The sequence below is a fragment of the Tardiphaga sp. OK245 genome, assembly GCF_900108575.1.
Taxonomy (GTDB): domain Bacteria; phylum Pseudomonadota; class Alphaproteobacteria; order Rhizobiales; family Xanthobacteraceae; genus Tardiphaga; species Tardiphaga robiniae.
This window is the reverse complement of sequence record NZ_FNWZ01000002.1, coordinates 72,935-87,187: the sequence shown is the minus strand read 5'-3', so window position 1 is coordinate 87,187 and position 14,253 is coordinate 72,935. Positions and strand designations below refer to the sequence as shown.

12 protein-coding genes are annotated in these 14,253 nt (G+C 62.0%); 10 read left to right on the top strand and 2 right to left on the bottom strand.

Going from position 1 to position 14,253, the window contains the following annotated elements:
• The first annotated feature begins 6 nt into the window (after window positions 1–6).
• The 6 genes from BLW80_RS07095 (at window position 7) to BLW80_RS07070 (ending at window position 7,320) form a co-directional block, all read left to right on the top strand.
• Complete coding sequence (locus tag BLW80_RS07095; RefSeq protein WP_093757442.1) at window positions 7–780, top strand: thioesterase family protein; 774 nt, start codon at window positions 7–9, stop codon at window positions 778–780.
• Window positions 781–859: 79 nt separating this feature from the next.
• On the top strand, window positions 860–2,356 hold the full coding sequence (locus BLW80_RS07090; RefSeq protein ID WP_089267662.1) for an ATPase domain-containing protein: 1,497 nt from the start codon (window positions 860–862) through the stop codon (window positions 2,354–2,356).
• Window positions 2,357–2,415: 59 nt separating this feature from the next.
• Window positions 2,416–4,410, top strand: a complete 1,995-nt coding sequence (locus BLW80_RS07085; RefSeq protein ID WP_244528028.1) for a hybrid sensor histidine kinase/response regulator — start codon at window positions 2,416–2,418, stop codon at window positions 4,408–4,410.
• A 116-nt stretch (window positions 4,411–4,526) separates the two neighbouring features.
• Window positions 4,527–4,775, top strand: coding sequence for a hypothetical protein (locus BLW80_RS07080; protein WP_068729285.1), 249 nt, complete (start codon window positions 4,527–4,529; stop codon window positions 4,773–4,775).
• Between the two features lie 103 nt (window positions 4,776–4,878).
• On the top strand, window positions 4,879–5,556 hold the full coding sequence (locus BLW80_RS07075; RefSeq protein ID WP_093757440.1) for a hypothetical protein: 678 nt from the start codon (window positions 4,879–4,881) through the stop codon (window positions 5,554–5,556).
• Window positions 5,557–5,691: 135 nt separating this feature from the next.
• The gene (locus BLW80_RS07070) at window positions 5,692–7,320 is read left to right on the top strand and encodes an inorganic phosphate transporter (protein ID WP_093757439.1); all 1,629 of its coding nucleotides are present in this window, start codon (window positions 5,692–5,694) and stop codon (window positions 7,318–7,320) included.
• A gap of 244 nt (window positions 7,321–7,564) precedes the next feature.
• Here BLW80_RS07070 and BLW80_RS07065 read toward each other — a convergent pair whose 3' ends face one another.
• The gene (locus BLW80_RS07065) at window positions 7,565–8,725 is read right to left on the bottom strand and encodes a patatin-like phospholipase family protein (protein WP_093758150.1); all 1,161 of its coding nucleotides are present in this window, start codon (window positions 8,723–8,725) and stop codon (window positions 7,565–7,567) included.
• Between the two features lie 205 nt (window positions 8,726–8,930).
• Between BLW80_RS07065 and BLW80_RS07060 the strand changes: the two genes are divergently transcribed.
• The 4 genes from BLW80_RS07060 to BLW80_RS07045 all read left to right on the top strand — a co-directional run bounded on the left by BLW80_RS07060 (window position 8,931) and on the right by BLW80_RS07045 (window position 13,161).
• On the top strand, window positions 8,931–9,713 hold the full coding sequence (locus BLW80_RS07060; RefSeq protein ID WP_093757438.1) for a 3-hydroxybutyrate dehydrogenase: 783 nt from the start codon (window positions 8,931–8,933) through the stop codon (window positions 9,711–9,713).
• A gap of 36 nt (window positions 9,714–9,749) precedes the next feature.
• Entirely contained in the window at window positions 9,750–10,523 is a 774-nt protein-coding gene (locus BLW80_RS07055; protein WP_093757437.1) for an acetoacetate decarboxylase, read from the top strand.
• A gap of 239 nt (window positions 10,524–10,762) precedes the next feature.
• Entirely contained in the window at window positions 10,763–11,794 is a 1,032-nt protein-coding gene (locus BLW80_RS07050) for a transporter (RefSeq protein ID WP_093757436.1), read from the top strand.
• A gap of 5 nt (window positions 11,795–11,799) precedes the next feature.
• Window positions 11,800–13,161 carry a carbohydrate porin gene (locus BLW80_RS07045; RefSeq protein WP_093757435.1) on the top strand — a complete coding sequence of 454 codons (1,362 nt, stop codon included), beginning with the start codon at window positions 11,800–11,802 and terminating at the stop codon, window positions 13,159–13,161.
• Window positions 13,162–13,167: 6 nt separating this feature from the next.
• On the opposite strand, the gene BLW80_RS07040 is transcribed toward BLW80_RS07045, so the two are convergent.
• A complete protein-coding gene (locus BLW80_RS07040) occupies window positions 13,168–14,181 on the bottom strand; it encodes an LLM class flavin-dependent oxidoreductase (protein ID WP_093757434.1) in 1,014 nt (337 codons plus the stop codon).
• Window positions 14,182–14,253 lie beyond the last annotated feature (72 nt).

The following is a 14,253-nucleotide window of genomic DNA, read 5'->3' as shown; positions in this document are numbered from 1 at the left end:
GATCTGATGGACGCCATCTATCGCGTGGACGGCAACCATGTCGTCACCAGCCCGCATGCTGCGGGTCCGTGGAACGAGACCATGCAGCACGGCTCGGCGCCATCGGCGCTGGTGACGTGGTTGGCCGAGCAGATGCCCACCGCAAGCCCGATGCATGTGACGCGTGTCACCATCGACTTGTTACGGCCGGTGCCGGTGGCGCCGCTCACTTTCGAGACGGAAGTGCTGCGCGAGGGTCGCAAGATTCAGCTGTGTGGCATTCGTCTCATGGCGAACGGCACCGTGGTGGTGCGTGCGACGGTGCTGAAGATCAGGGCGGAGGCGCAGGCGCTTCCGTCGGAGATCGCCGATCCGCCGGTCACGGTGCCGCCGCCGGATCAGGGTGGATTGCTGGAGCCACGTTACGCCAGCAGTCCCTTCGTCACAGGCATGACCATTCGCGCGGTGCGCGGCGGCTTCCTGTCGCTGGGGCCGGGAGCGATCTGGTACCGGGCCAACCGGCCGATCGTCGAAGGCGCCGGCCTCTCGCAGGTGATGCGTGCGGTGATCGCGGCCGACTTCAGCAACGGCTCGTCACCGGTGCTGAGTTTCGACGACTGGACCTTCCTGAATGCCGACCTCACCGTGAGCCTGTCACGTCCGCCGGTGGGCGACTGGATCTTGCTGGACGGGGAGAGTTGGATCGGGCCGGATGGCGCCGGTCTTGCTGCGTCGAAGCTCGCCGATATCAATGGTTATTTCGGCCGGGCGGTGCAGAGCCTGGTCATTGAGAAACGTTGAAGACCGCGCTTTTTAGAATTTTTGTCCTGGACAGGGAACCGATTGATATTGCCCCGGTTATCGCGCGTCAGGGGGCAGTATGAGTTCGACGCACGTGCAGGACGACAAAGCCAGGACCGGCATCTGGGGATTGGATAATATCCTCTCCGGCGGATTCTCCCGAGGTCACATTTTTCTCGTCGAAGGCGCGCCGGGGACAGGCAAGACCACGGTCGCCTTGCAGTTCTTGCTGGAGGGCGCGCGGATCGGAGAGAAGGGTCTCTACATCACGCTATCCGAAACGGATAGTGAGTTGCGCGATGGCGCAGCGTCCCATGGTTGGACCCTCGACAAGAGCATTGAAGTTTTCGAGCTCCTGCCGCCGGAAAGCCTGCTTGACGAGGATCAGCAACAGAGCCTGCTTTATTCGTCCGACCTCGAACTCGGCGAAACCACCAAGCAGATATTCGAGGCCGTGGAACGCACCCAGCCGAGCAGGGTCGTCTTGGACAGCCTGTCGGAAATCCGGCTGCTGGCGCAGAGCTCGTTGCGTTATCGCCGCCAGATACTGGCCATCAAGCATTACTTCGCAAAATTCGGCACGACAGTGATGTTGCTCGACGACCTCACGGCGGAAGTGGCCGACAAGACGGTGCACAGCGTCGCGCATGGCGTGCTGCGGCTCGAAGAACTGGCGCCCTCCTATGGCGCGGAGCGTCGGCGTGCGCGGGTGATCAAATATCGCGGTGTCAAGTTTCGCGGCGGCTACCACGATGCCACCATCACCACAGGCGGCCTTAACGTTTTTCCTCGGCTGGTCGCATCCGAATTCCGCAACAGCATGGATCGCAAGACCAAGTCGAGCGGCATTGCGCAACTCGACCAATTGCTGGGCGGCGGCATCGAAACAGGCTCGAGCACATTGATTCTCGGGCCCGCGGGCACGGGCAAATCACTCACTGCGATCGTCAATGTAGTCGCAGCGGTGAAGCGCGGCGAGAAGGCTGCAATGTTTATCTTCGACGAGGAGCTTGGACTGCTGTTCGATCGCATGAAGGGGATCGGAATCGATCTGCCTGCCATGCAGGAAAGCGGACATCTGTTTGTCGAACAGGTCGATGCCGCCGAATTGTCGCCCGGTGAATTCGCGCATCGCGTCCGTCGTCAGATTGACGAGCACAACATCAAGACCGTCGTGATCGACAGTCTCAATGGCTATCAGGCCTCGATGCCGGAAGAGAACTCGCTGATCCTGCACATGCATGAGCTGCTGCAATATCTCAACCGCAGGGGCGCAGCGACCTTCATGACGGTGGCGCAGCACGGCCTCGTCGGCGATATGAAGGCGCCGGTGGACGTCACCTATCTCGCCGATACCGTGATCCTGCTCCGTTACTTCGAAGCAAGCGGCAGCGTTCGCCGTGCGATGTCCGTGATCAAGAAGCGAACCGGTGCGCATGAGTCGACCATTCGCGAGTACCGGATCGACGGGCGAGGCCTCACGATCGGCGCGCCGCTGAGCGAATTCCAGGGCGTGTTGCGTGGCGTACCCATTTACAACGGTCAAAATTCTCTGCTTGAGGGATCCTCGGCGTGAAACCGGGGCGTTCCTCCGAGCGCGCTGTCATCCTTGCTCCCACAGGGCGCGATTCTGCAGTGGCTGCGGCATTAATCCGCGAGGCCGGTTTTTACGCGCAACCCTGCGCGGATTTTCCGACGCTGCTCGACGAGATCAAGGGCGGCGCCGGCGTGGCTGTCATTGCTGACGAGGCGATCAAGACCGTTGATCTGCGCGGCCTCGGCAGCTGGCTGCATGATCAGCCGTCGTGGTCCGATTTCCCGATCATCCTGCTGACACGTCAGGGCGGCGGACCGGAGCGCAACCCGGATGCCGCGCGGCTCGGACAGTTGCTCGGCAATGTGACGTTCATCGAGCGCCCGTTTCACCCGACCACATTGATTTCGATCGTCGGTTCGGCCGTCCGCGCGCGCCGGCGTCAATATCAGACGCGTGCCATTCTCGAAGATCTCGGCGACAGTCAGGGGCTGCTGCAGACGGCGCTCGATGCGGGACGGCTCGGCACGCTCGAACTGCATCTGCCCGAACTTCGGCTTGAGGTCTCGGATACGACCAAGGCATGCTTCGGCCGCCGGCCGGATCAGTCATTCACGTTCAGCGAGTTGCAGGCCGCGGTTCATCCCGATGATCGCGAGCAACGCCAGCAGGCGCTCGATGCGACGCTAATGGCCGGCGCGGACTACAATGTCGAATACCGCAATATCTGGCCGGACGGCTCGGTGCATTGGGTCGAGACGCGTGCGCGCATGGTCCGTGGGTCTGACGGCAAGCCGAAAACGCTCGTCGGCGTCTCCGTCGATATCACGGCGCGAAAGTCCGCCGATATCGATCGCGACAACTTGCTGGAGCAGTTGACGGCGGAGCGGTCTGCGCTTGCCGAGCTTACGGCGACGCTCGAACAGCGCGTCGAGGAACGCAGCAACGACCTGATGAAGGAAGTTGCGGCGCGCGAGAAGGCGCAGGACCAACTGCGCCAGGCGCAGAAGATGGAGACCATCGGCCAGCTCACTGGCGGCGTCGCGCATGACTTCAACAATCTGCTGATGGCGGTGATGGGCAATCTCGATCTGCTGCGCAAGCGCATGCCGGATGATCCGCGCCTGAAACGACTGGTCGATGGTGCCATGCAGGGCGCCGAACGCGGCGCCTCACTGACGCAGCGGCTGCTGGCCTTTGCACGGCAGCAGGATCTGAAAGCGGTGGCCGTCGATCTCGGCGCGCTGGTCCGCGGCATGAGCGATCTGCTTGAGCGCTCGCTCGGGCCGCGCGTGGCGCTGCGCCTCGATATTCCCGACGATCTGCCGCGGGCGCAGATCGATCCCAATCAGCTCGAACTCGCCATCCTCAATCTCGCGATCAATGCGCGCGACGCCATGCAGGACGGCGGCTCCATCGATATCAAGGTGAAGAAGCATAGGGTCGGCAAGGGCGACCCGATTCTGAAGCCCGGCGACTATCTCAAGGTATCGATCATCGACAATGGCGCCGGCATGTCGCCGGAGACGTTGAAGAAGGCGATCGAACCGTTCTTCTCGACCAAGCCGGTTGGCAAGGGGACTGGTCTCGGTCTGTCCATGGTGCACGGTCTGGCCGTACAGCTCGGCGGCACGCTCGATCTCTCAAGCGTCGTCGGCAAGGGAACGACGGCGACCCTCGTGCTGCCGGTCACCGACAGGAAGCCGGAGGCGGTCGATACGGCCCATGTCATGCGCCATGCCGCGCGCTCTGCCGTGATCCTGTTTGTCGATGACGATCCCCTCATCGCGATGTCGACGACGGAGATGCTGGAGGATCTCGGCCATCGCGTGATCCCCGCGACTTCGGGGCGGCATGCGCTGGAGATTCTGAAAAGCGACGAGCCGCTCGATCTGATGATGACCGATCACATGATGCCCGGCATGACGGGCATCGAGCTTGCGGCTTATTCCCGCGAAATGCGGCCGTCGCTGCCGGTCCTGCTCGCCACTGGCTACGCGGATTTGCCCGAAGGCGCTCAGCTCGATCTGCCGCGGCTTGCCAAGCCTTATCATCAGGATCAGCTCCGGGACCGGCTCGATCAACTGCTGGGCTGAGCCCACTCCGGCCGGGGTGGTATCAATCTGCCAGCGGCGCAGCAAAATTAACCATTCGTTAAATCCTGTGGAACCAACAATGCCCCGATCGGGAATCAACCGATTCAGGGGCCATCATGGATATCGAAGCCTATTTCGCGAAGACGCCGGCTACGATCGAGGAGATCAAGGCACGCGTGGCCGCAGCTTTCGGCCGTCATCCGCTGTGCCGCGAGGTGCAGTTCGACATCGTCAGCACGCCCCGCGCCGGAAAGGGCGCAAACTGGACCATCAGCATGCAATCGGTCGCTCCGGATGCGCTGTGGGAAGCTTCCGATATCGTGAGCGATATCCAGGAAGCCTATGTTCTCGCCAACGCCGCCTGAGCCTCTGTGAGTATTATCGCACCGTTCTGGTATGGTTAGGCCATAATTAATCTCCATTTGTGAGGACAGGTACCTCTGGTGGTCCTGAATTTCGGAGACTGGCTTGACGCGTGCGCTGACCCTTCTTGTGCTGGGCTGCCTGTTGCTGACCGGCGTGGCTGTTGCGAGCATCCTCGGTCGCGATAGCATCCCATCGCTGTCGCTGTCATATGACGACAGTGCCGCGCAAAATTCGGTCGCGGTGTCGCGCGGACCGGTTTCCAATACGCAAGGCAAGAAAGACAAGTTGCCATTGGCCGGCGCCATGATGGCGTCGCTCGATCCGCAGCAGGTCCCGAGCGTTGACGTCAGTCCGTTGCGCCAGGCCTTTGCATCCGACAGTCCGATCGAAGTGCCCGGTTCGACGGTGCTTGCCCCGATCGTGGTGCCGCAGCCGACCGCCAAGCCCAAGGCCGCTGCCAAGCCGGTGCAGAAGACCTATACGCTGCTTAGCGATGCGCAGATTTCGGCGATCAAGAGCCGGCTCAATCTGACCGCGTCGCAGGAATCCTACTGGCCCGGCGTCGAAGCGGCGCTGCGCAACGTGGCGCGCAGGATCCACGAGACCAAACAGGCCAGTCCGTCAGCCGGCGCGCCGCCGATCGATCCCGACAGCGACGAGGTACAGCAGCTCAAGTCCGCTGCTATGCCGTTGCTGTTCCAGTTGCGTGAGGATCAGAAGCGCGAAGTCCGTGCACTGGCGCGCATGATCGGACTTGAAAAGGTCGCGTCGGCGATCTGAGCCCTGTCACATGCCGGCCTATCGGCGACGCATGACTGTCACAACCCGTAACAGACAAATTGTCGCGCCTGTCATCCGGGCTTCGCATCCGTGGTGCAGAGATTAACGCCTCTTAACCTGTAACGGGGGCGTTTCATGACCGATTTCACTGCCAATCAATCCATTTCCGGAGGCGCGGCTGTTGAGCCGGCGTCGCGGCCCAATCTCGACAAGGGTTTTAACCCGCTGACGATGATCCTGTTTTTCGGGATCCTGGCCGCCGGCCTCCTGTTCGTCGCCTACAGCATCTATGTGGACGTCAATGCCACCGGCACCCGCGTTACCAGCTACCTGCCTTACCTCCTGTTGTTCGTGGCGCTGCTGATCGCGCTCGGCTTCGAATTCGTCAACGGCTTCCATGACACCGCCAATGCGGTGGCCACGGTCATCTACACCCATTCGCTGCCGGCGGAATTCGCCGTGATGTGGTCGGGCTTCTTCAACTTCCTCGGCGTGCTGTTCTCCACGGGCGCGGTGGCTTTCGGCATCGTTTCGCTGCTGCCGGTGGAATTGATCCTTCAGGTCTCCAGCGGCGCCGGCTTCGCCATGGTGTTCGCGCTGTTGATCGCCGCGATCATCTGGAATCTCGGCACCTGGTATCTCGGCCTGCCGGCGTCCTCGTCGCACACGCTGATCGGCTCGATCATCGGCGTCGGTATTGCCAATGCGCTGATGCGCGGCCGTGACGGTACCTCGGGCGTGGATTGGGGCAAGGCCACCGAAATCGGCTATGCGCTGCTGCTGTCGCCGCTGTTCGGCTTTGCCTGCGCCGCCATCCTGCTGCTGGTGCTGAAGTTCGTCGTGCGTAACCCTGCTTTGTACGCAGCACCGGACGGCAACAAGGCGCCGCCGTTGTGGATCCGCGGCATCCTGATCGCGACCTGCACCGGCGTGTCCTTCGCACATGGTTCGAATGACGGTCAGAAGGGCATGGGCCTGATCATGCTGGTGCTGATCGGCACCGTGCCGACCGCCTATGCGCTCAACCGCGCATTGCCGGAATCCCGCGTCGCGCAGTTCCAGGTCAACTCCATCGCGGCCGCCAAGGTGATCGCAGCCAAGGGGGCGGGCCACAGCATCATCGGCGATCCCCGTCCGGCGGTGACCACCTATGTTTCGCAGCGCAAGATCAGCGAAGGCACCTATCCGTCGCTCGCCGTTCTCGTGCAGCAGGTCGGCGATCAGGTTCGCAGCTACGGCACGCTCGACAAGGTGCCCGCGGAATCCGTCGGCAACACCCGTAACGACATGTATCTCGCATCGGAAGCCATCCGCTTCCTGATGAAGGACAAGGAAAACGACCTCAACAAGGAAGATGTCGCGACCCTGAACGCCTATAAGGGATCGCTCGATGCGGCGACCAAGTTCATCCCGGATTGGGTGAAGATCGCTGTGGCCATCGCACTCGGCCTCGGCACCATGGTCGGCTGGAAGCGCATCGTCGTCACCGTCGGTGAGAAGATCGGCAAGACGCATCTGACCTATGCGCAGGGCGCTTCGGCCGAACTCGTGGCTGCGGCCACCATCGGCGCGGCCGACGTGTTCGGTCTGCCGGTCTCGACCACCCACGTGCTGTCGTCCGGCGTCGCCGGCACCATGGCGGCGAACGGTTCGGGCCTGCAGATGGCCACCATCCGCAACCTGCTGATGGCCTGGGTGCTGACGCTGCCCTGCGCCATCATGCTCTCGGCCTCGCTCTACGTGCTGTTCAGCCAGTTGTTCTGAGAACGGACGAGGCCGCTGCGGAAACGTAGCGGCCTCGTTCTTTTCACATCGCGAAAAGAAAAGGCCCGCGCATCATCTGCGCGGGCTTTTTTATCGAACAACGCTGTCATTCCGGGGCGTGTGCGCATCTTCGCGCACGCGAACCCGGAATCCCAGAATGCTTTGCAAAACACTTAGGGATTCCGGGTTCGCATTTCAGCGGCTTCGCCGCCTTCATGCGCCCCGGAATGACGAATAATATGTCCTACGAACTGCTCTCGCGGTGCACGTCGTGCACCACGATGCCCTTGCCTTGCTCCGGCAGCGCCAGCCAGTCGCGACGCTTTAATGTGCGGCGGGTGTCGTCGAGGCCGCTCTGCCAGTGCTCGCGCATCGAGGTTGCCGAGAACTCGTGGTCCTTGGAATCGCCCTCATAGGCCTTCTGCTGATAGATCATTTGCAGGATGGTGATCTCCGGCAGATCCGACAGGCTGTCACGCCGCGCGCGCTCCTCGTCGCTGAGCTGGTCGTCGGGAATGCGCTGCAAGACCTTGTAGAGCTCCGACTTCAGATTGTTCATGCGCCGGTAGATGTCGGTGTTGTGGCGTGTGCGGGACGAGTAGACGATGTCCTTGTGCCGGGCCAGCACCTCCTGGATATCCCGGGGCAGCACGCCACGGGCGCTGAACAGGTCGACCTGGAACACCAGCGAGTTCATCCTGTCTTCCTGGTCGAGCAGGTGCTGCAGCGGCGTGTTGGAGACGATGCCGCCATCCCAGAAATGATCGGTGCCGATCTTCACCATCGGCAAAGCTGGCGGCAGTGCGCCTGATGCCATCACGTGTTCGGGCGCGATGACTTCCTTCTTGTTGTCGAAATACAGGAAGTTGCCGGTGATGACGTTCACTGCGCCGACGGCGAAGTGGGTCTTGCGCGAGTTGATGAGATCGAAGTCGACCAGTTCGAGCAGGGTGTCGCGCAGCGGCGAGGTGTCGTAATAGCTTGTCGCCGTCTTCGCACCGGCCGGGCTGAACCACGGATTGACCTCGTGCGGCTTGAAGAAGCCGGGCTGGCCCAGGGTCGTGGTCATGAACGAGCTCGCGAGATTGCGGGCCTTGCGATAGACGTCGCCGTCCGGTGTGTAGTGCCAGACCTTGCGGGCGGTGATGCGGTCCCAGAAGATCTGCAGCTTCTCCAGCCGGTCTTCCGGCGGATTGCCGGCGATGATCGCCGAATTGATCGCGCCGATCGATACGCCGCACACCCAGTCCGGCTCCATGCCTTGCTCATGGAGCGCCTGATACACGCCGGCCTGATAGGCGCCGAGGGCGCCACCGCCCTGCAGCACCAGTGCTACACGATCGCAGCGGTCAGGGCGCCAGCCGGTCTCGACAGTCGTATCTGAATCGGGTGTCCGCGCATCCATCTGGGTGTTCTCCTCAACGATCACATGATGTTGGCGGCAGAATTCAGATGAGCAGTGACGGCGTTGTGACAAATAGCAAATTCGATCATTGCGCATCAGTCCATGAAGCGCGTCACGCGGCTGAAGGAAATTCCTCATACCGCCGTCAAACAGGATCGCTAGCAAAGAAGCAGATATTAACGTTTGCTTACGAAGGGTTGCGCGCATGCTGTCTGGAAAGTCCGCCATCATCACCGGCTCCACCAGCGGCATCGGCCTTGGCATCGCGCGCGGCCTCGCGGCCAGCGGCGTCAATATCGTGCTCAACGGCTTCGGCGACGCCAATGAGATCGAGGCGATCCGCAGCGAGATCGCCGACAGCCATCAGGTCCGGGTGCTCTATAGCGGCGCCAACATGGCCGACGGCAATGACATCGCGGCGATGATGGCGCAGGCGGAACAGGAATTCGGCGGCGTCGATATCCTGGTCAACAATGCCGGCATTCAATATGTCGCGCCGCTCGAGGAATTCCCGGTGGAGAAGTGGGATGCGATCGTGGCGATCAACCTGTCGAGTGCGTTTCACACCACGCGTCTCGCCATCCCCCACATGAAAGCGAAGTCCTGGGGCCGCATCGTCAACATCGCCTCGGCCCATGCGCTGGTGGCCTCGCCATTCAAGTCGGCCTATGTCGCGGCCAAGCATGGTATTGCCGGGCTGACCAAGACGGCGGCGCTGGAAGTCGCCGAACACGGCATCACCGTGAATGCGGTATGCCCGGGCTACGTGATGACCCCGCTGGTGGAGAAGCAGATCCCGGAGCAGGCCAAGGCGCGCGGCATCACTGAACAGCAGGTGATCTCGGACGTGCTGCTCGCCGCCCAGCCCACCAAACGTTTCGTGACCGTCGAGGAGCTGTCCTCGGTCGTCAATTTTCTCTGCACCGACCACGCCCGTTCGATCACCGGCATCACGCTGCCGGTCGATGGCGGGTGGACCGCGCACTGAGTTTAAACCAGCGATTTCACACCCAAGGAGTTTCCGATGCGCCAGGAAGACATCCTCCGTTTGCCGTCGATGCCGATGGCCGGCCCGAGCTATCCCGCCGGTCCCTATCGCTTCATCAATCGCGAATTCCTCGTCATCACTTACGAGACCGATCCGGACCTGATCAGGATGGGTCTGCCCGAGCCGCTCGAGCCGATCGAGCAGCCGATCGTGCATTATGAGTGGATCAAGATGCCGGATAGTTCAGGCTTCGGCAGTTACACCGAGACCGGCCTCGTGATCCCCGCACGCTTCAAAGGCGAGGACGTCAACTTCGTCTCGCAGATGTATCTGGACGATGATCCGCCGATCGCTGCCGGGCGCGAGATCTGGGGCTTCCCGAAGAAATACGCCCATCCGAAACTTGAAGTGGTCAAGGACACGCTGACCGGCACGCTGGAATATGCCGGGCAGCAGGTTGCCATGGGCACGATGGCCTACAAGCACGGCGCCATGGCTGGAAACGGCGAGGCAACGCTTGCCACACTGTCCAAGACCCAGATCAATCTCAAGCTGATCCCCGGAGTCGATGGCAGCGCGGAAGTCTGTCAGCTGGTGGCGATCAACCTGACTGATATCACCGTGAAGGGCTCATGGTTCGGCCCGGGCCGTCTGCATCTGATCCCGCATGTCAACGCGCCGGTCGCCGACTTTCCGGTGCGCCGCGTGATCGGTGCGCATCATTTGCTGGCCGATCTGACTTTGCCCTATGGCCGTGTCGTCCATGATTACAACAAGCAGAGCGATACACTCGCCGAAGCCGCTGAATAGAGCGTGATCCGGAAAAGTGGAAACCGGTTTTCCGAAAGATCATGCTCAAAAGAAGAGATGAGATGATGATCCGATTTTTTCTAATCGGATCATCATCTCATCTCGGCTGACATATCCCTGTAACAAGGGTGTCATTAAGTGCCTGCGGCGGACTGACACAGTCGGAGAGCCGCAGGCAGATATTTTATTTTTTTGGTGGCGCATGCGTATTGCGTGGCGTGAAAAACGGTGGGTGTCCGATGCAGCTTGAAGTGCCGGTCACATCTGCAGAGGTGACGTCCATACCAGGCGTGCCTGATCTGATTCCGGGTCTGGTCTGGGCCTTCCGCATCCATTCCGACGGCAAGCCGGAGCCATTGCCGGTCGATGCCGGCATCGATCTCGTCCACGGCGGGTTGCTGTGGCTGCATTTCAACCTGACTGACGCGCGCGCGCTGCAATGGCTAGCGCAGGTCCCATTGCATGCGCCGGAGCAGGCCCGTGCCTTGTTGCTGTCCAAGGACACATATCAGCAACTCCATGCCACCGATGACAGTATCTATGGCGTGATTTCGGACCTGTTGCGCGATATCGACGAGGCGACCGAAGACACTGGTTATCTGCGCTTCGTGATGACCGAGCGCTTGCTGATCAGCGGCCGGCATCACGCGCTGTGTGCCGTCGATGCGACGCGCCGTTCGCTTGAGCAGGGCCAGCGGGTCGACAGCATGGCCGCGCTGCTCGAGACGATCGTGGAGAATGTTGCCGACACCATGGACGGGGTCGCCGACAGTCTGGCGATATCGCTCGACGAGATCGAGGAACAGGTGGTCTCCGGCGATTCGCGCGACATGCTGCAGAAACTCGGTCGTCTGCGCCGGACCTGCGTGCGGCTGCATCGGCAGCTCTCCGGGCTGCGGATCGTGTTCCAGCGGCTCGAGGCCAAAGGTCAGCGTGAGTTGAAACCGTCGCTGCAACTGCGTGCCGGCAAGCTGGCGCAGCGCCTCGACGGGCTGGATCACAACGTCGTCGAGATGCGCGAGCGCAGCCGGCTGTTGCAGGAAGAGCTGCATCTGCAGATCGAGGAACGCGGCAATGAAAGCCTTCGCGTTCTTTCAGTGCTTACCGCGCTTCTACTGCCGCCGACGCTGGTCACCGGCATCTTCGGTATGAACACCAAGGGACTGCCGCTGACCGATGTCGAAACCGGATTTCTCTGGGCGGGCGCGCTGATATTGATTTCGTCAGCATCGGCCTATGCCGTGATGAAGCGCCTCAAGATCATCAGGTAGCTATCATGGTTGGTGTGTTTTCGTGCTGGATGGTCCGTGCGATGATGGCGCTCGCCGGCCTTATCGCCTGTGGCACGGTCTCGCTGTCATCGGCTCATGCCGGCGATTGGCGCGATAGCGGCCTGAAGCCGATCAATGACCGGCTCGCCGAATGGGGCGTTGCACTGTCGGCGACCTATATAGGCGAGGCGCTCGGCAATGCGTCCGGCGGCATCCGGCGCGGCGCGGTCTATGAGGGACGGTTCGATTTTGGCGTGGATGTCGATCTCGACAAGGCGGTTGGCTGGAGCGGCGCGACCTTTCACGCCAATGTCTATCAGATCCACGGACCTGGCTTGTCGCGCGACTATATCGGCAATCTGATGCTGGTCAGCGGCATCGAAGCGCTGCCGGCGACGCGGCTCTATGAATTCTGGATCGAACAGGCGCTGTTCGGCGGCAGACTGCTGGTGAAGGTCGGTCAGCAGCCATCCGATATCGAGTTCATCGACAGCAAGTATGACGATATCTTCGTCAATTCGGCGCTGGGCTGGCCCGGCATTACCGGCGTGATCCTGCCGGCGGGCGGACCCTCGCCGCCACTCGCCGTGCCGGGCGTTCGTTTCAAGGCCAGTCTGTCGGATGCGTTCACGGCCTATCTGGCGGTGTTCAATGGCAGTGCGGCAGCGCCCGGTCCGAATGATCCGCAAATTGCCAACGCGCATGGTCTTGCATTTCGCGTCAACGATCCGCCGTGGATCATCGGGCAGCTGAAATACAGCTACAAGCTCGGGCCGTCTGAGCTGCCGGGGTCAATCACCGGCGGCGGCTGGGTGCATCTGGCCGAATTCGATGACGAGCGCTGGACCGCACAGGGCCTGTCGCAGGCCGATCCGGCCGGCACCGGCGAGCCGCTGATGCGGCGCGGCAATCGCGGCGTTTTCGCCGTTTACGAACAGCGGCTCGCTTTCAGTGCACTCGGCCCGGACAAGGGCATCGGCTTCTTTGCGCGCACATCGATCAGCCCGTCCGATCGTAATCTGATCAGCTTCTATCTCGATGGCGGCATTCAGGTGTCGGGTTTCTCGGCAGAGCGGCCGGATGACAGGTTCGGAATCGCGATGACTTATGCGCGCATTTCGGATGGCGCGCGCGGGCTCGATCGTGATGTGCAGCTGTTCACCGGAATTCAATCGCCCATCCGCGATTTCGAAGCCGTGCTGGAAATGACATATCTCGCTGCGGTCGCGCCGGGTGTCGCGGTGCAGCCGGTGTTTCAATATGTGATGCATCCCGCCGGCGGCGCCGTCGATCCCAACGATGCCACGCAGACAAAGCGCATCAAGGACGCCGCGGTGTTCGGCGTCCGCACCACCATCAATTTCTGAAACGTTTCAGCCGGTCGCTTCAGCCGGTGTCTTGGTGAGACCCGCAGCCGCCTCGGCGATCATCTCATAGGACTTGAGCCGCGTGGCGTGGTCGTAGACGTCCGAGACGATCATCAACTCATCCGCGCCGGTCTCCTCGACCAGCGCGGCGATGCCAGCGCGAACCGTCTCCTTCGAGCCGATGATAGAGCGCCGCAGCATGCCCATGGCCTGCATCTTCTCGGCTGGCGCCCAGTAGGTCTCGATATCGTCGATCGGCGGCGCGCTTAGCCCGCGGGTGCCGCGGAACATGTTGGTGAACGACATCTGCTGCGTGGTCCACAACCGCTTGGCCTCGGCATCGGTGTCGGCGGCGATGATGTTGACGCCGACCATCGCATGCGGCTTCGTCGACTGTTCGGATGGTTCGAAGTGCTGGTGATAGATCTGCAGGGCCTGCAGCAACTGGTCGGGCGCAAAATGCGAGGCGAAAGCGTAGGGCAGGCCGAGCGCCGCGGCGAGCTGCGCGCCATAGGTCGAGGAGCCGAGGATCCATAGCGGCACGTCGGTGCCCGCGGCAGGCACCGCCTGCAGGCGCTGGTTCGGGCCGGCCGGAGCGAAATAGGCCTGCAGCTCCTGGATGTCCTGCGGGAAATTGTCGGAATTCTGCAGCGAGCGGCGCAGCGCCCGCATGGTCATCTGGTCGGTGCCGGGAGCGCGGCCGAGGCCGAGATCGATGCGGCCGGGAAACAGCCGCGCCAGTGTGCCGAACTGTTCGGCGATGACGATGGGGGCATGGTTCGGGAGCATGATCCCGCCGGCACCGACGCGAATGGTTTTGGTCCCCGCCGCGATATGGCCGATCACCACCGATGTGGCCGCGCTGGCGATGCCGATCATGTTGTGATGTTCGGCGACCCAGAAGCGCTGGTAGCCCCATTTCTCGGCGTGGCCTGCGAGATCGCGGGAATTGTCGAGCGCGCCGCGCGCATCGGTGTCTTGGGTAACGCGGACGAGGTCGAGGATCGAAAGTGCGGTCATGACGGGGCTCCCATTGCCCTTGCCATGTGGGCATGGCTGGGGCGGATTGCCAGCCGGTTGCGCGCCCGGCAT